Origin of the sequence: Streptomyces sichuanensis, from assembly GCF_020328095.1 — a bacterium.
GTDB lineage: Bacteria > Actinomycetota > Actinomycetes > Streptomycetales > Streptomycetaceae > Streptomyces > Streptomyces cinnamoneus.
In genome coordinates this window covers 54,653-71,576 of record NZ_JAIXMK010000032.1, presented here as the reverse complement: position 1 = coordinate 71,576, position 16,924 = coordinate 54,653, and the positions used below count along the sequence as shown (strand labels likewise).

General features: G+C 72.0%; 14 protein-coding genes and 1 riboswitch. Of the genes, 7 read left to right on the top strand and 7 right to left on the bottom strand.

The genetic code is table 11. The features are described 5' to 3' along the window. Positions 1-61: 61 nt before the first annotated feature. From LE181_RS13355 to ribD, 4 genes are read right to left on the bottom strand one after another with little or no spacing between them, the layout of a single operon-like run. Positions 62-1,357: a bifunctional 3,4-dihydroxy-2-butanone-4-phosphate synthase/GTP cyclohydrolase II gene (locus tag LE181_RS13355; protein WP_225661471.1), complete on the bottom strand. Its 1,296-nt coding sequence runs from the start codon at positions 1,355-1,357 to the stop codon at positions 62-64. After that, a complete protein-coding gene (locus LE181_RS13350) occupies positions 1,354-2,013 on the bottom strand; it encodes a nicotinamide mononucleotide transporter family protein (protein WP_225661470.1) in 660 nt (219 codons plus the stop codon). The genes LE181_RS13355 and LE181_RS13350 overlap by 4 nt, the downstream gene beginning before the upstream one ends. Further along, the gene (locus LE181_RS13345) at positions 2,010-2,621 is read right to left on the bottom strand and encodes a riboflavin synthase (RefSeq protein ID WP_225661469.1); all 612 of its coding nucleotides are present in this window, start codon (positions 2,619-2,621) and stop codon (positions 2,010-2,012) included. The genes LE181_RS13350 and LE181_RS13345 overlap by 4 nt, the downstream gene beginning before the upstream one ends. A gap of 1 nt (position 2,622) precedes the next feature. Continuing rightward, positions 2,623-3,756, bottom strand: coding sequence for a bifunctional diaminohydroxyphosphoribosylaminopyrimidine deaminase/5-amino-6-(5-phosphoribosylamino)uracil reductase RibD (gene ribD / locus LE181_RS13340; RefSeq protein WP_225661468.1), 1,134 nt, complete (start codon positions 3,754-3,756; stop codon positions 2,623-2,625). Between the two features lie 190 nt (positions 3,757-3,946). Continuing rightward, a riboswitch (FMN riboswitch) is annotated at positions 3,947-4,077 on the bottom strand. Positions 4,078-4,473: 396 nt separating this feature from the next. Here ribD and LE181_RS13335 point away from each other — a divergent pair. After that, positions 4,474-6,816, top strand: coding sequence for a chitinase C-terminal domain-containing protein (locus LE181_RS13335; protein ID WP_225661504.1), 2,343 nt, complete (start codon positions 4,474-4,476; stop codon positions 6,814-6,816). A 44-nt stretch (positions 6,817-6,860) separates the two neighbouring features. Next, a complete protein-coding gene (locus LE181_RS13330; protein ID WP_225661467.1) occupies positions 6,861-8,063 on the top strand; it encodes an MFS transporter in 1,203 nt (400 codons plus the stop codon). 104 nt (positions 8,064-8,167) lie between these two features. Here the strand turns inward: LE181_RS13330 and LE181_RS13325 are convergent, their stop codons facing one another. Continuing rightward, on the bottom strand, positions 8,168-8,947 hold the full coding sequence (locus LE181_RS13325; RefSeq protein ID WP_225661466.1) for a hypothetical protein: 780 nt from the start codon (positions 8,945-8,947) through the stop codon (positions 8,168-8,170). 209 nt (positions 8,948-9,156) lie between these two features. On the opposite strand from LE181_RS13325, the gene LE181_RS13320 reads away from it, so the two are divergent. Next, positions 9,157-10,533, top strand: a complete 1,377-nt coding sequence (locus tag LE181_RS13320; protein WP_225661465.1) for a uracil-xanthine permease family protein — start codon at positions 9,157-9,159, stop codon at positions 10,531-10,533. Between the two features lie 94 nt (positions 10,534-10,627). Continuing rightward, on the top strand, positions 10,628-11,320 hold the full coding sequence (locus tag LE181_RS13315) for a DUF5995 family protein (protein WP_225661464.1): 693 nt from the start codon (positions 10,628-10,630) through the stop codon (positions 11,318-11,320). Between the two features lie 69 nt (positions 11,321-11,389). On the opposite strand, the gene LE181_RS13310 is transcribed toward LE181_RS13315, so the two are convergent. Together LE181_RS13310 and LE181_RS13305 are read right to left on the bottom strand one after the other, a co-directional pair. Next, the gene (locus LE181_RS13310) at positions 11,390-13,096 is read right to left on the bottom strand and encodes a flavin monoamine oxidase family protein (protein ID WP_225661463.1); all 1,707 of its coding nucleotides are present in this window, start codon (positions 13,094-13,096) and stop codon (positions 11,390-11,392) included. Positions 13,097-13,153: 57 nt separating this feature from the next. Continuing rightward, positions 13,154-13,954 (bottom strand): carbon-nitrogen hydrolase family protein, encoded by an 801-nt coding sequence (locus LE181_RS13305; protein ID WP_225661462.1) that lies wholly within the window; start codon positions 13,952-13,954, stop codon positions 13,154-13,156. Positions 13,955-14,607: 653 nt separating this feature from the next. Between LE181_RS13305 and LE181_RS13300 the strand changes: the two genes are divergently transcribed. The 3 genes from LE181_RS13300 to LE181_RS13290 all read left to right on the top strand — a co-directional run bounded on the left by LE181_RS13300 (position 14,608) and on the right by LE181_RS13290 (position 16,923). After that, positions 14,608-15,306, top strand: a complete 699-nt coding sequence (locus LE181_RS13300) for an HAD-IA family hydrolase (protein ID WP_225661461.1) — start codon at positions 14,608-14,610, stop codon at positions 15,304-15,306. Next, positions 15,269-15,964, top strand: a complete 696-nt coding sequence (rpe, locus tag LE181_RS13295; RefSeq protein ID WP_225661460.1) for a ribulose-phosphate 3-epimerase — start codon at positions 15,269-15,271, stop codon at positions 15,962-15,964. The genes LE181_RS13300 and rpe overlap by 38 nt, the downstream gene beginning before the upstream one ends. A gap of 125 nt (positions 15,965-16,089) precedes the next feature. After that, a complete protein-coding gene (locus LE181_RS13290; protein WP_225661459.1) occupies positions 16,090-16,923 on the top strand; it encodes a mycofactocin-coupled SDR family oxidoreductase in 834 nt (277 codons plus the stop codon). Position 16,924 lies beyond the last annotated feature (1 nt).

Sequence of the window (16,924 nt, the reverse complement as noted above, 5' to 3'; positions counted from 1 at the left end):
CGGTCGCTTCGGTCGGTTCGGTCGGTTCGTCGGTGTTCTTCGGCGGTCGTCGGTGTTCCGGTCACTGGTTGCCGCAGGCGGAGACCTGGTCGGCCTCCAGCCAGGGCAGGTCGTGCCCCATGCGGTCCCGCTTGGTGCGCAGGTACCGCAGATTGTGCTCCCCGGCCTGGACGGGCATGGGCTCGCGGCCGGTGACCTTGAGACCGTGCCGGACGAGGGCCGCGGTCTTGTCGGGGTTGTTCGTCAGCAGCCGCAGCGACCGCACACCGAGGTCGGTGAGGATCTGCGCGCCGGCGGCGTAGTCGCGGGCGTCGGCGGGCAGGCCCAGTTCGAGGTTGGCGTCCAGCGTGTCGCGGCCGTCCTCCTGCAGCTCGTAGGCGCGCAGCTTGGGCAGCAGGCCGATGCCGCGTCCCTCGTGGCCGCGGAGGTAGAGGACGACTCCGCGCCCCTCGCTGCTGATGCGCTCCAGGGAGGCGTGCAGCTGGGGGCCGCAGTCGCAGCGCAGGGAGCCGAAGACGTCGCCCGTCAGGCACTCGGAGTGGACGCGCACCAGCACGTCCTGGCCGTCGCCGAGGTCGCCCGCGACGAGGGCGATGTGCTCGACGCCGTCGACGGTGGAGCGGTAGCCGTGGGCCCGGAACTCGCCGAAGGCGGTGGGCAGCCGCGTCGTGGCCTCGCGCCGGACGGTGGGCTCGTTGGACTTGCGGTAGGCGATCAGGTCCTCGATGGAGATGATCGACAGGCCGTGCTTGCGGGCGAAGGGGACCAGCTCGGGCAGGCGCAGCATGGCGCCGTCCTCTCCGGCGATCTCCACGATCGCGGCGGCCGGGCGCAGCCCGGCGAGGCGCGCGAGGTCCACTCCGGCCTCGGTGTGGCCGTTGCGGGCGAGGACGCCGCCGCGGCGGGCGCGCAGCGGGAAGACGTGGCCGGGGCGGACGAAGTCGCCGGGGACGGCCGCGGGGTCGGCCAGCAGCCGGATGGTGGTGGCGCGGTCGGCGGCGGAGATGCCGGTGTCGGTGCCGTGCGCGCGGCTCGCGTCGACGGAGACGGTGAACGCGGTGCGCATCGACTCGGTGTTCTGGCCGACCATCTGCGGCAGGTCGAGCCGGTCGGTGTCCGGCTCCTCCATGGGCACGCAGATCAGGCCGCGGCACTCGCTCATCATGAAGGCCACGATCTCGGTGGTGATCTTCTCGGCGGCCACGATGAGGTCGCCCTCGTTCTCGCGGTCGGCGTCGTCCACGACGACGACGGGCCGGCCGGCGGCGATGTCGGCGACGGCCCGCTCGACGGCGTCGAGGGCCAGCACGTCGGCGTCACCGTTGTCGGTGGCGTACCAGCTCTGTACGGCGGTCATGCCGTTACTCCTTCCGGAACGGTGGCGGTCCGGGCGCTCGCGCGGGAACGCAGCCACCAGTCGCGCAGGCCCCACAGGACGAGGACGAGGTAGACGATGTAGACGAGGCCGGAGAAGGCGAGCCCGCTGTCGAAGGCGAGCGGGACGCCGACCACGTCGACCAGCAGCCAGGCGAACCAGAACTCCACGAGGCCACGGGCCTGGGCGACCATCGCGGCGAGGGTGCCGACGAAGATGTACGCGTCGGGCCAGGGGTTCCAGGACAGTTCGGGCACGGCGGTGAACAGGGAGCCGACGGCGAGGGTACCGACGGCGGTGCCGCCGAGCAGCAGGGCGCGCTCGCGCCAGCCGGCGAAGCGGACCGCTATGGAGCCGTCCTGGGCGTCCCGCCGGCCGCCGGACCACTGGCGCCAGCCCCACAGGGCGACGGTGATGACCAGGAGCTGCTTGCCGATGCCGCCGCTGAGGTGGGCGGAGGCGTAGGCGGCGACGAGGATGAGGCCGGAGAGCAGCTGGGTGGGCCAGGTCAGCACCGAGCGACGCCAGCCGAGGGCGAGGGCGGCCAGGCCGATGGAGTTGCCGATCATGTCGGACCAGATCACGTGCTGGCCGAAGGCCGCGAAGGCTTCTCCGTTGAGCCAGTCGAGGGCGCTCATGCGGCGGTCTCCTTCGCGCCGCGCTGCCCCAGGAGGCGCTCGACGTACTTGGCGAGGACGTCGACCTCAAGGTTGACCGGGTCGCCGGCCTGCTTGATGCCGAGGGTGGTCAGGTCGAGGGTGGTGGGGATGAGGCTGACGGTGAAGTGCTCGTCGCCGGCCTCGACGACGGTCAGGCTGACGCCGTCGACGGTGATGGAGCCCTTCTCGACGACGTAGCGGGCAAGGGTTCCGGGGAGGGCGATCCTGACGATCTCCCAGTGCTCGCCGGGCACGCGCTCGACGATGGTGCCGGTGCCGTCGACGTGGCCCTGGACGAGGTGGCCGCCGAGGCGCCCGCCGAGCGCCATGGGGCGCTCCAGGTTGACGCGGGAGCCGGGGGCGAGGGCGCCCAGGCTGGAGCGGCCGAGGGTCTCGGCCATCACGTCGGCCGTGAACTCGCCGTCCTCCGTCTCCACGACGGTGAGGCAGACGCCGTTGACGGCGATCGAGTCGCCGTGCTTGGCGCCTTCGGTGACGAGGGGGCCGCGCAGCCTGAACCGGCTGGAGTCGCCGAGTTCCTCGACGGCGACGACCTCACCCAGCTCTTCGACGATTCCGGTGAACACTTCAGCTCTCCTCGGTGGCGGAGACGGGGGCAGGGACGGGAGCGAGGGGGGTGGCCGTGATCCGCAGATCGGGGCCGATGCGGGTGACGTCGGTGACGTCCAGGCGCAGTGCGTGGGCGATCGTGCCGATTCCGGCGTCGCCGAGGGCGGAGGGGCCGGCGCCCAGCAGGGCGGGGGCCAGGTAGCCGACGACCCGGTCGACGGCGCCGGCGGCCAGGAAGGCCCCGGCGAGGGTGGAGCCGCCCTCCAGCAGCACGGAGCAGACGCCGCGTTCGTACAGCTCGGTGAGCAGGGCGTGGACGTCGATGCCGGTGGGGCCGGCCGGCAGCCGGACGGTCTCGACACCGGTCAGGTGGCCGGTGTCGGCGTCCTCGCCGACGACGATCAGGGTGGGGGCGGCGTCGTCGAGGACCCGGGCGCCGGGCTTGACCGTCGCGCGGGTGTCGACGACGACGCGCAGCGGCTGGGTGACGGCGTCCCGCCCGGGGACCGGGCCGCGGACGGCAAGGTGGGGGTCGTCGGCACGCAGCGTGCCGGAGCCGACGACGACGGCGTCGGCCTCGGCGCGCAGGCGGTGCACGTCGGCCCGGGAGTCGGCGGAGGAGATCCAGCGGCTGGTGCCGTCGGCGGCGGCGCTGCGGCCGTCGAGGGTGGCGGCGTACTTCCAGACCACGAAGGGGCGCCGGTGCAGCACGGAGGTGAGCCACGCGGCGTTGCCGGCGGCGGCCTCGTCGGCCAGCAGCCCGCCCTCGGTGTCGACGCCGGCGGCGGCGAGGGTGTCCGCGCCGCCGGTGGCGGTGGGGTTGGGGTCGGCGACGGCGTAGACGACGCGGGCGATGCCGGCGTCCAGGAGGGCCTGGGCGCAGGGGCCGGTGCGGCCGGTGTGGTTGCAGGGCTCCAGGGTGACGACGGCGGTGCCGCCCCGGACGTCGTGGCCGGCCTCGGCGGCGGCGCGCAGGGCGTCGACCTCGGCGTGCGGCTCACCGGCGCGCCGGTGCCAGCCCTCGCCGAGGATGCGGCCGTCCGCGTCCAGGAGGACGCAGCCGACGACGGGGTTGGGGCTGGTCGAGCCGAGGGCGCGGGCGGCGAGCGCGATGGCGCGTCGCATCGCGTCTGCTTCGGTCGCGGTGGCCACCGGGTCCTCCTGCCTCTTCGGGCACGGACTCCGGGGCCGTCGTACGGGACGACGATGAGCGGGTACGCCACAACGGGGGCCACGACGGGGACGGAGGGAGAGGGGACGGCCGTGTGCCGACGCCGGTGCTCCCGGCGACGGGGCCGCCACCCATCCGCGTCACCGGTGACGGTGTGCCGATGCGGGCCCGCCGCGCACTGCCTCCCATCCGGACTTTAACCGTCGGTCCAGGAATTTCACCTGGTCAACCGGCCGCTGGCTGCGGACGGGTCGCGGACTGTAACCGCCGGTTCGGACTTTCACCGACCCCGGAGTGCGCTGCGTACTGAATGAATTCGTCAATGGTACAGCTGCCTGACCTGCGGCTTCTTGCAGTCCGCAGCTCGGGCGACTCCGAGCGTACGCCGCCCGGCGCCACGGTGTCCACGGGGACTTGACAAAGTGCGCCGCCTCACAACCACCTCGCCACCGCCTCGTCACCGGTCCGTCAGTGCTCCGGAGAGCGGCCGCCGCGGGTTTGGTCCGGACCTATTGACGCACTGGTCTAGTCCTCTTAACCTCTGCCACACCTCCGCGGAGTACGGCCCGCCGGTCGGCGCACACCACGGGCCACAGCACGTCGCAAGCCCCCCACGTACCGCTCTCGTCCGAGCCCCCCACTGGAGGAACCCGATCGTGTTGTCCCGCCAGAGATCCAGCGGCTCCCACCGCCGCGGCATCCGCTCCCGCATCCGCAGAGGCGCCGTCCTCGCCCCGGCCGGCACCGCCCTCGCCGGGCTGCTCGTGGGCACCCTCTCCGTGACCGCCTCGCACGCCGAGGACCAGTCCGCGTGCCGCCCCGACGGCCTCTACGCCACGCCCGGCGTCGACGTCCCCTACTGTTCGGTCTACGACTCCGCCGGCCGCGAGAAGATGGGCGCCGATCACCAGCGCCGCGTCATCGGCTACTTCACCGGCTGGCGCACCGGCAAGGACGGCACCCCCGCCTATCTCGCCCCCGACATCCCGTGGGAGAAGGTCACCCACCTCAATTACGCCTTCGCGCACGTGGGCGCCGACGACAGGATCTCGGTCGGTGCCGACGGCGCGGACAATCCGGCGACCGGAATGACCTGGCCCGGCACGGCCGGCGCCGACATGGACCCGGCCCTTCCGTACAAGGGCCATTTCAACCTGCTGAACAAGTTCAAGAAACAGCACCCGCAGGTGAAGACGCTCATTTCCGTCGGCGGCTGGGCGGAGACCGGCGGCTACATCGACGAGAACGGCAAGCGCGTCGATTCCGGGGGCTTCTACAAGACGGCGACGAACGCCGACGGCTCGGTGAACCAGGCCGGGATCGACACCTTCGCCGATTCCGCGGTCGCCTTCGTCAAGAAATACGGGTTCAACGGCGTCGACATCGACTACGAGTACCCGACCTCGATGAAGGACGCCGGCAACCCCAAGGACTGGGCCCTCGCCAACGCCCGGCGCGGCGGCCTCAACAAGGGCTACGCGGCCCTGATGAAGACGCTGCGGGAAAAGCTGGACCGGGCCGGTGCCGCCGACGGCAAGCACTATCTCCTCTCCGTCGCCGCCCCCTCCTCCGGCTATCTGCTGCGCGGCATGGAGACGTACCAGACCACGCGGTACCTGGATTACATCAACGTCATGTCGTACGACCTGCACGGCGCCTGGAACGAATTCGTCGGCCCGAACGCCGCGCTGTACGACGACGGAAAGGACGCCGAGCTCGCCAAGTGGGGCGTCTACGGCGCCGCCCAGTACGGCGGCATCGGTTATCTCAACGGCGACTGGGCCTACCACTACTTCCGCGGCGCACTGCCCGCCGGGCGCATCAATCTGGGCCTGCCGTACTACACGCGCGGCTGGAAGAACGTCACCGGCGGCACCGACGGCCTCTGGGGCACGGCGAGGACCACGTCCTGTCCCGCCGGCTCGGGCCTGACCAGCTGCGGCGACGGCGCCGTCGGCATCGACAACCTCTGGCACGACAAGGACGACGACGGCAAGGAGTCCCCGGCCGGCTCCAATCCGATGTGGCACGCGAAGAACCTGGAGAAGGGCGTCGTCGGCGACTACGTCACCCGCTACGGCTTCCCCGCCGGCACCAGGCTCACCGGCTCGTACGCCCGCCGCTACAACGCCACGCTGACCGCCCCCTGGCTGTGGAACGCGGACAAGAAGGTCTTCCTCTCCACCGAGGACGAACAGTCGGTGAAGGCCAAGGCCCAGTACGTCGTCGACAAGGGGCTCGGCGGCACCATGGTCTGGGAACTCGCCGGCGACTACGGCTGGAACGCCGCCAAGGGCCAGTACGAGCCCGGCTCGACGCTCACCGGCGCGATGTACGACGCGTTCAAGTCCGCCCCGGCGTACGGCGCGCAGCGCGCGACGACCCCGCTTCCGGACCGGGCCCTGGACGTCGGCGTGAGCGTCACCGGCTTCCCCCTCGGCGACTCCAACTACCCGATCAACCCGAAGATCCACATCACCAACAACACCCGAACCACGCTCCCCGGCGGCGCCGAGTTCCAGTTCGACTACGCCACGTCGGCCCCCGGCAACGCCAAGGACCAGTCGGGCTGGGGCCTGAAGGTCGTCCGCAGCGACCACACGGCACCGAACAACATCGGCGGGCTCAAGGGCGACTACCACCGGGTCTCGGTGAAGCTGCCGGCCTCGCAGCCGCTCGCGCCGGGCGCCTCCGCGGACCTCGACTTCGTCTACTACCTGCCCACCTCCACCCCCTCCAACTGGACCGTCGCCTTCGGCGGCAGGACGTACGCCCTGGCCGGCGACCTGGCCCGCGGCACGACCGTCGTCGACCCCACCGGCCCCACCCCGACGCCGACCGGCACGCCCACGGGCACCCCGACGGGCACGCCCACCGGCGGCGCCTGCACCGCACCGGCCTGGGACCGGGCGGCGGCCTACGGCGGCGGCACCACCGTCTCGTGGAAGTCCCGCTCCTGGAAGGCGAAGTGGTGGACGCAGGGCGAGGAGCCCGGCACCACCGGCGAGTGGGGGGTCTGGCAGGACCTGGGGGCCTGCTGATGCACTGAGGGCAGCCGACCGGGCCGTCGGCGGTGAGGAGTGGCATGGACAGCAGCACGGACCCCACGGAGGCCCGCGTGCGCCGGGCCCGGTTCGCGATCGCCGCGGTCTTCGCGGTGCACGGCGCGGTCAGCGGCAACCTCGCCACCCGCATCCCCTGGATCCAGGAGCACACCGGCATCGGCCCCGGCGGCCTCGGCATCGCCCTGGCCTGCCCCGCGATCGGCGCGGCACTGACGATGCCGCTCGCGGGGCGGGTGACCCACCGCTTCGGTTCGCGGACGGCGCTGCGGCTGCTGATCTCGCTGCTCGCCGCGTCGCTCGCGCTGCCCGCCCTGTGCCCCGGCCCGGCCGCCCTGTGCGGGGCGATGGGCCTGTACGGCGCCGCGTCCGGCATGGCGGACGTGGCCATGAACGCGCTGGGGGTGCAGACCGAGGAGCGACTGGACCGCTCGATCATGTCGGGACTGCACGGCATGTGGAGCGTCGGCACGCTCGTCGGCTCGGCGGTGGGCACGCTCGCCGCACACGCCGGCACCGACGCCCGGATCCACCTGGGGCTCGCGGCGGCGGCGCTGGTCCCGGCGGGGGTGCTCGTCTGCCGGTGGGTCCTCGACCTGCGGCCCGAGGCCGGCGCGGACGCGCCCGCCCGGTTCGCCCTGCCGCCGCGGACGGTGCTGGCCATCGGGGCGGTGGGGTTCTGCGCGGTCTTCGCCGAGGGGGCGAGCCTGGACTGGTCGGCGGTCTACCTCCGCGACGTCATCGGCTCCGATCCGGGGGTGGCCGCGGCGTGCACCACCGCCTTCTCCTGCACGATGGCCGCGGCCCGGCTGACGGGCGACGCGGTGGTGCGGCGGTTCGGCCCGGTACGGACGGTACGGACGGGGGGCGTGCTGGCGGCCGGCGGCGGGCTGCTGCTGGTCTCGGCCCAGGGGGCCGTGCAGGCCATCGGCGGGTTCGCGCTCATGGGGCTCGGCATCGCCGTCGTCGTCCCGCTGACCTTCGCCGCGGCGGGCCGCAGCGACCGGGACCCCAGCCGGGCGATCGCGGGCGTGGCGACCATCACCTACACCTCGTGGCTGGTGGCGCCGGCCCTCCTCGGGCAGATCGCGGACGCCACCTCGCTCGTGGTGTCCTTCGGGGTGGTGACCGTGCTGGCGGCGGGGCTCACGGCGGGGGCGGGAATGCTGCGGGCCCCCGCCCGGAAGGCGGCCGTCGCCGACACCGCCTCCACGGCCGACCGCTGACGGCGCGCCGGCCTCCGCACCACGCCGCCGCGGGCCGTGGGCCGGACCCGGAGGGTTCGGCCACGGCCCGCGGTGGAGGGGAACCGTAGGTCAGGCGCAGCAGGTCAGATCACAATGGCCCAGCCGTGACCGCCACCGTGGTGGTTGTTGTGGTCGCAGTCGCGGTCGTGGTCCTTGCGGTCCCACTTGTCGTCGCAGTCCCTCTTGTGGTGCCCGCCGCCCCAGCGGTCGTGGTCGTCGTGGCCGCCCCAGCTGTCGTGGCCGCCCCACCAGTCGTTGCCCCAGCCGCCGTGGCCGCCGTGACCGCCCCAGCCGCCGTGACCGCCGTGGCCGCCGTGGCCGCCCCAGCCGCCCCACCAGTCGTTGTTCTTCCACTTGCCGATCCAGATGTTGCCCCAGCCGCCCCAGCCGCCGTGGCCGCCCCAGCTGTTGTGGTGGCGGTAGGTGCTGTGACGGTAGTAGCTGTGGTGGTCGCAGTCGCGGTCCCGGTCGCGGTCCTTGCGGCCGTGGTCGCAGTCACGGTCGCGGTCCCGGTCGCGGCGGCCGTGGTCGCAGTCACGGTCCCGGTCGCGGTCCTTGCGGCCGTGGTCGCAGTCACGGTCCTTGTCCCGGTCGCGGTCCTTGCGGCCGTGGTCGCAGTCACGGTCCTTGTCCCGGTCGCGGTCCTTGTCGCGGTCCTTGCGGTTGTGGTCGCGGCCCTTGTCGCGGCCCTTGTCCTTGTCACGGTGACCCTTGTCCCGGTCGCCGTCGTGGTCGTCGTCCCAGGTCCACGCCTGGTTGCCGGACGCGACCTGCGGGGCGGCCTGGGCCACTCCGGCGACCGGAACAATGGTGGCGCCGGCGAGGATCGCGGCGGCCGCGGTGCGGCCGACGAGCTTGCGCATGTGTGTCTCCTGAATTGCAGGAAATCGGACACCGGAGGCATACCTCGCATCAACCGATAAACATCTGACGATCACAGCCATACAGCCCTACGAGCTGTTTATTGCGCCGATCGCACCAACGACCCCCGGGCACCGCTCGATGGCCGGAGGCCGCTGCGGACCCGCTTAGCATGGTCCGGATCACCACTCCCCCGAACGTTTGGAGCACCATGGGCCTCGGCGTGCGCTGGACCCTGCACGGCGACGGGCGCACCCCCGCCCCCGGTGCCGTCGTCAGACCGGACGAACGGCTCTCGTGGCCACGGACCGCGGGCCTGGGCGCCCAGCACGTGGTGGCCATGTTCGGCGCCTCGTTCGTGGCGCCGGTCCTCATGGGGCTGGACCCCAATCTCGCGATCATGATGTCGGGCGTCGCGACGGCCGTCTTCCTGCTGGCCACGCGCGGCCGCGTGCCCAGCTACCTGGGCTGCAGCCTCTCCTTCGTCGGCGTCGCCGCGATCATCCGGGGGCAGGGCGGCGACAGTGCGGCCGTCACGGGGGCGATCCTCGTGGTCGGCGTGGCGCTCTTCCTCAGCGGCCTGGCCGTACGGAAGTTCGGTGCGCGGATCATCCACGCGGCGATGCCGCCGGTGGTGACCGGTGCGGTCGTCATGCTGATCGGCTTCAACCTGGCGCCGGTGACGGCGCGCACCTACTGGCCGCAGGACCAGTGGACGGCGCTGCTGACGATGCTGTTCACCGGGCTCGCGGTGGTGTGCCTGCGCGGCTTCTGGTCCCGCGTGGCGATCTTCCTCGGCCTCGTCTTCGGCTACGCCCTCTCGTGGATCCTCGACCGGGTCTTCGGGAAGATCCACTCCGTGCACGGCGGCACCGAGGCCGTCGACCACTGGCGCCTGGACCTCTCCGCGGTGGGCAAGGCGGACTGGATCGGCCTGCCCTCGCTGCACGCCCCGAGCTTCGGCTGGTCGGCGGCGCTGGTGGCGCTGCCGGTGGTGATCGCGCTGATCGCGGAGAACGCCGGGCACGTCAAGGCGGTCGGCGAGATGACCGGCGACCCTCTGGACGACCAGCTGGGCACCGCGATCGCGGCGGACGGCGCGGCCACGGTCCTCTCCACCGCGGTCGGTGGCCCCGCCAACACCACGTACTCCGAGAACATCGGCGTCATGGCGGCCACCCGGGTGTACTCCACCGCCGCCTACTGGGCCGCCGCCGCCTTCGCCCTGCTCTTCGGCCTGTGCCCGAAGTTCGGCGCGGTCGTGGCCGCCATCCCGGGCGGCGTCCTGGGCGGCATCACCGTGATCCTCTACGGCATGATCGGCCTGCTCGGTGCGCAGATCTGGGTGCACAACAAGGTCGACCTGCGCAATCCGCTGAACCTCGTGCCGGTCGCGGCGGGCATCATCATCGGCATCGGCGGCGTGAGCCTGCGGATCAGCGACACCTTCGAGCTGAGCGGCATCGCCCTGGGCACGATCGTGGTGATCACCGGCTACCACGCGCTGCGCGCCCTGGCCCCGGCCCATCTCAAGGAGCAGGAGCCCCTGCTGGACGCCGGCACCAGCGGCTACGACGACAGAGCGTGACGCTCCCACGGAGAGCGCGGCCTTCGTTCACCCGTCCTGGTTAACTATCCGGCACTTTCGCCTACGCTCCGTATTCACCTGTCACTCTGTGCGTATGACGATGACGCGGGCGCAGCCGGCGATGCCTGCCGGTATCGACTGGGTCCTGGCGCGGATGCGGGGCCTGGAGGCCGCCCTGCCCCCGCGGGACGGAGTGGCCGTCTTCAACCGGGTGTACCTCACGGTCACGGAGGAGGTCGGCCACCGGGTGTCCGCCGGCGCCTTCCGGAGCCGGCGGGCGGCGGCCGAGCTCGACGTGCGCTTCGCCAAGCGCTATCTGCACGCCGTCGACCAGGCGTCCAAGGGCCGTCGGCCGCCGGCCTGCTGGCGCCCGCTGTTCCAGCTGCGGGGCCACCCGGCCGTGCAGCCCCTGCAGTTCGCGCTGGCGGGGATCAACGCCCACATCGGGCACGACCTGGCCCTGGCCCTGACCGACACCTGCCGGGCGCTGGGCACCGAGCCGCGCGCCCTGGAAGGCGACTTCCACCGGATCGGCGAGGTCCTCGTCACCATGGAGGAGCGGATCCGCGAGGAGCTGATGCCCGGGCCGGATCTGCTCGATGTCGCCGACCCGCTGACGCACCTCGTCGGCTCCTGGACGCTGGAGGCCGCGCGGAACGCCGCCTGGGCCTCGTTCCGCGCGCTGTGGGCCATACGGGAGCTGCCCGATCTGACGGAGGAGCTCGTCGACCGCGTGGACGCCAGCGTCGGGATGATCGGGCGCTGCCTGCTCACACCGCTGGGCTGACGCGCACCCCTGTACGCGTCAGCCCAGCAGTCCTGTTCACCGCGGTCCCGTCACCGCGGTCCCGCTGCCTCAGTCCTCCGGCAGCTCGACGGGCGCGATCTCGTCGTAGACGTCGCCCGGGCCGGGGTTGGTGGCGTCGGTGGAGCCACCGAACTGGTGCATCACGCCCCACACCGCGTTGAGCGCGGTCTGCACCGCACCCTCGGCCCAGCCGGCCGTCCAGGAGATGTCGTCACCGGCGAGGAAGATGCCGCGCTTGTCCTCGGGCAGGCGGTCCTGCATGAAGTGGGTGAACAGCCGCCGCTGGTAGCGGTAGTGACCCGGCAGGTTGGCCTTGAACGCGCCCATGAAGTAGGGCTCGTTCTCCCAGGAGACCGTCACCGGGTTGCCGATGATGTGCTTGCGGATGTCGACCTTGGGGTAGATCTCGCCGAGCGACTTGAGCATGACCTCCAGGCGCTCGTTCGCCGACAGCGGCAGCCACTTGAGGCTGTCGTCGCACCAGGTGTAGGAGAGGCAGATGACGGCGGGCTTGTCCGGACCGTCGTCCAGCAGGTAGGTGCCGCGCGTCATCCGGTCGGTGAGCGTCATCGACATGACGTCCCGGCCCGTCTCCTCGTCCTTGTCCAGCCAGAACGGCCGGTCCACGGGAACGAAGAGCTTCGACGACTCCATGTAGTGCGTGCGCTCCATCGCCGTCCAGTGGTCGATGGGGAACAGCGTGTCGTCGCAGGCGATCTTCGACAGCAGCATCCAGGACTGCGCGGTGAAGATGGCCGCCTTGAACGTCCGGATGTCGCCGGAGGCGTCGGTGACGGTGATGCGGTTGCCGGCCGTGCGGTGCAGGCGGGTCACGGCCGGGCGGGGCGTGCCGTCGTGCAGCGAGGACAGCGAGGTGCCCTGCGCCCAGTGCACGATCTTCTCCGGCTCGCGCTCCCACAGGCGCAGCGGCAGCTGCTGGCTGCCGCCGACGATGCCGCGGTGGTGGTCGTCGGCCTCGGTGTAGACGACGCGGAGGATCTCCAGGATGGAGTTGGGGAAGTCGGTGTCCCAGCCGCCGGTGCCGAAGCCGACCTGGCCGAAGATCTCGCGGTGCCGGAAGGACTTGAACGCCTCCGACTCGCAGAGGAAGCCGTAGAAGGTCTGGTTGTCGAGCTTCTCGACCAGCTTCGCCCAGATCTCACGGATGCGCGGCACGTCGCGCTCGCGCATGGCGCGGTTCATGTCGGAGAAGTCCGCGCCCTCCTCCAGGCAGGCGTTCCACGCCTGGGCGACGTCGCGGTAGACCTGCGGCAGGTCGTCGATCGTCTCGGCGTAGTGGGACTCGCCCTTGAGGTCGACGACCGTGGAGGGGGTGTCGGGCGCGAGCGGGTTGGGGAACGGCTTGGTCTCCAGGCCGACCAGGTCGATGTAGTGCTGGAAGGCGGTGGAGGACGGCGGGAAGCGCATCGCGCCCATCTCGGCCGTGAGGTCGCCCTCGCAGCCCTCGAAGCCGACGGTGCGCAGCCGGCCGCCGATCTGGTCGGCCTCGTAGACGACGGGCTTGAGGCCCATCTTCATCAGCTCGTAGGCGGCGATGATGCCCGACAGGCCACCGCCGATGACGGCGACCTCGGTGCCGTGCTCGGTGGCCGGTATCTGGCCGAGGCCCGCCGGGTGGGCGAGGAAGTCGTCGTAGGCGAAGGGGAAGTCCGGGCCGAACATCGTGATGGGCGGCTCGACGGGCTGGACCTGCTCGCGCTCGTCGTGGACGGCGGTGGGCACCGTGGACGTCATCGGCTGGACTCTCCTACTGGCAGGGGGGTGGGGCAGGGGGCGGGCGGGGGCCCGTGGTCAGGTGAGCGAGGCGTAGAGCGCGGGGCGGCGGTCGCTCAGGTAGGTGTTCTCGGCGCGGGAGGCCGCGAGCAGCCCGGGGTCGACGTCGGCGACGATCAGGTCCTCGGCGGCACCGGCCCGGGCCCGTACCGTCCCGTCGGGGGCGGCCAGGCAGGACAGGCCGGCGAAGGCGAAGTCCCCCTCGTCGCCGCAGCGGTTGGTGTACGCGATGTAGAGCTGGCTCTCCCAGGCGCGCGCGGGGACGATCGTCTGCGGGACGATCTCGTAGGGCCGCATCAGCGCGGTCGGCGCGAGCAGCAGCTGGGTGCCGGCCAGCGCGTGGGCCCGGACCGTCTCGGGGAACTCGACGTCGTAGCAGATCAGCAGGCCGAGGCGGATACCGTCGAGGTCCGCCTGGACGAGGAGCTCGGACCCGGGCGTGAAGTGCGTCGTCTCGTACTCGCCGAAGAGGTGCGTCTTGCGGTAGTTGGCGAGGCGGGTGCCGTCCGGGCCGATGAGCTGGAGCGAGTTGAAGATCGCTTCGCCGTCGCGCTCGGGGTAGCCGTAGCCGATGACCAGGCCGTGCTCGGCGGCGATCCGGGCGACGGCGTCCGCGGACGGGCCCGCGACGGGCTCGGCGAGGTCGCGGACGGCGGCGCCGAGGGCGTACCCCGTCAGGTACAGCTCGTTGGTGAGCAGCAGCCGGGCGCCGGCGGCGGAGGCGCGGCAGGCGGCGGCGGCCAAGGCGTCCAGGGTGACCGCGGTCGAGGAGGGAACGCCGCTGGGGCCTTGGTACAGCGCGATGCGCAGCGGCGTCATACGTCCTCTTCGGCTGGTGGGCGGGGGTGTCAGACACGCGTTCGTGTAAACGAGTCGACGGTACGGGCCGGGCTCCGGGCGGGACAAGGCGCCGACGTTGCGTGCAGGCGGGCGATTCGTTGCGCCTTTCCCCGCCTTCGCGGTGATTCGTTGCGCGGCGATACTGCCGGGTAGGGAACGACTCCCCTACGTGGCGCCCCGGCCCCCGCCGCACCCCGGGCGCGCCCTCCGCAGGGCGGGGTCGAGCGGGTCTCCGCGGGGCCGGGCGGGCGGCGCGGAATCAGCGGATCCGCCGCCCCCGGCCGCCCCCGCGGTCACCCTGTGGCCAGAACATGCCGAAGGGTCACCGCCTCCGCCCTTCCCGCCGCCCGATCGTCCGGTCGCCCCACCAGCGCGCATGGACGTCCGGCTAGGCCATCCCGCCCCGTAAGGCTAGGTTCCGTTTCGGTCAACTCCGTTCCGCCGCCCGGCACTTCACCGATGTGATCAACAAATCCGTGTACAGTGCTTCGAAGACGACGACCATCGGCCAATTCCCCCCACCTCACCGATTCCGCAGCCGTCGGCGCGCAGAATGCGCCGATTGAATTCCCCTGCCGCGCGCAGTGCGCGCACGTCTTTCGTCCGGAGCCCTGCGCCCAGGAAGTTGGCTCATGAACTCCTCGTACAGTGCGATGCTTCTCGACCTCGACGGGACACTCGTCGATTCGTATCCCGACGCCGAGCAGTGCTGGGGCGAATGGGCCGAGTCCGTGGGGGTCGGCGACCGTTTCGACCTCGCCCGCTACTACGGCCAGAAGCGCCACGACATCGTGCGCGACCTGCTGCCCCACCTCAGCGAGGAGGAGATCGCCGCGCACGCCGAGCACGTGCGGCTGGCCGAGCGGGAGTACACCTCCCGCGTCGTCGCCCTGCCCGGGGCGCTGCGCCTGCTGTCGGCGCTGCCGCCCACCCGCTGGGCCATCGTGACCTCCAATGACACCGAGGTGGCGAAGGCCCGCCTGACCAGCGCCGGGCTGCCCGTTCCCGAGGTGCTCGTCAGCGCCGACGACGTCGGGCACCCCAAGCCGCACCCCGAGGGCTTCCTGCTGGCCGCACGGCGGCTCGGCGTCGCCCCGTCCACCGCGCTCGGGGTCGACGACTCACCCATCGGGCTCGCCGCCGCACGAGCCGCCGGCATGACGGCGCTCGCCGTCCGCTTCCGGCACGACGACGCCTCCCTGCGGGACGCCGACGCCATCGCGGACAACGTCGGAGACATCTCGGTGCACCTTGCTGACGACGAAATCGTCGTGGAAATCACCGGAGGAGATCTTGGCCATTCGAATAGCCCCCAGTATTCTCGCCGCTGACTTCACCCGCCTGGCCGAAGAGGCCGACGCGGTCGCCGACGCGGCTGACATGCTGCACGTCGATGTCATGGACAACCACTTCGTCCCGAACCTCACGGTCGGACTTCCGGTGGTCGAGTCCCTGGTCAAGAACGTGCGCTTACCGCTCGACCTCCATCTCGGAATTGCCGCACCGGATCTGCACGCCCCGCGTTATGCGGAAGCCGGCGCGGGCAGCGTGACGATCCACGCCGAGGCGACCATCACCCCGGTGCGGACCCTGCGGGCGATCCGGGCCGCCGGGGCGCAGGCGGGCCTCGCGCTCAACCCGGCGACCCCCCTGGAGCCCTACGCCGAGCTGCTCGGCGAGGTCGACACCCTTTTGATCATGACCGTCGAGCCGGGATTCGGCAGCCAGGAGCTGCTCGACTACGTCCTCGCCAAGGTCCGGCGGGCCCGGGCCGCCGTCGACCGGCACCGCGGTTTCGGCCGGGACGTGCCCCTGTGGCTGCAGGTCGACGGGGGCGTCAACGAGCGCACCATCGCCCGTTGCGCCGAGGCCGGGGCGGACGCCTTCGTGGCCGGTTCCGCCGTGTACGCCGCCGCCGATCCCGGCGAGGCCGTGCGGGCGCTGCGCGCCACGGCCGAGGCCGCCCGCTGCCGGCCGGCCGCGGTCTGACCCGGCGCCGGCGCACCCCGGCCCCCTCTCCGGGCCGCTGCCGGACCTTCACTTTGTCTGCAGCACTCCAGCACCACACGCCGTGCGTACCACCTTTGCCGTACACACTGACGAAAGGGCTGTTCATGGGCCGCGTAGCAGGAAAGGTCGTCTTCATCACGGGGGCCGCCCGCGGGCAGGGCCGCTCCCATGCCGTCCGGCTGGCGGAGGAGGGCGCGCACATCGTGGCCTCCGACATCTGCGAAGAGGTCGGCTCCACCCATTACACGCTGGCGACCTCCGACGACCTCAAGGAGACGGCCAGGCTCGTCGAGGCCCGCGGCGGGCAGATCCTCACCTGCAGTGCCGACGTGCGGGAGCCCGCACAGCTGGACGCCGTCGTCTCCGAGGCCCTCGGCCGGTTCGGGCACATCGACGTGGTCTGCGCCAATGCGGGCATCGGCTCGCTCGGCCGGGCCTGGGAGCTGTCCGACAAGCAGTGGCACGACATGATCGACGTCAATCTGACCGGCGCCTGGAACACGGTGAAGGCCGTGATCCCGCACATGATCGAGGCCGGTCGCGGCGGCTCGATCATCTTCACCAACTCGGTCGCCGGCTTCCTCGGCCGCCCCAACATGGCCCACTACGCCGCCTCCAAGCACGGCCTCGTCGGCCTCATGCGCTCCCTCGCCAACGAGCTGGCCCCCCACTACATCCGCGTCAACAGCATCCACCCCGGCAACGTCGACACCGACATGGTGCAGAACGTCACCGGACGCCGCCTGCTCCTGCCGGACGTGGCCGACCCCACCCGCGAGGAGTTCGCCGCGGCGGCCGCCGAGCTGAGCGTCATACCCGTGCCCTGGGTGGAGTCCGTCGACGTCAGCAACGCCGTGCTGTGGCTGGCGTCCGACGAGGCCCGCTACGTCACGGGCGCGACCCTGCCCGTCGACGCCGGCGCCTCCATCAAGGCATGAC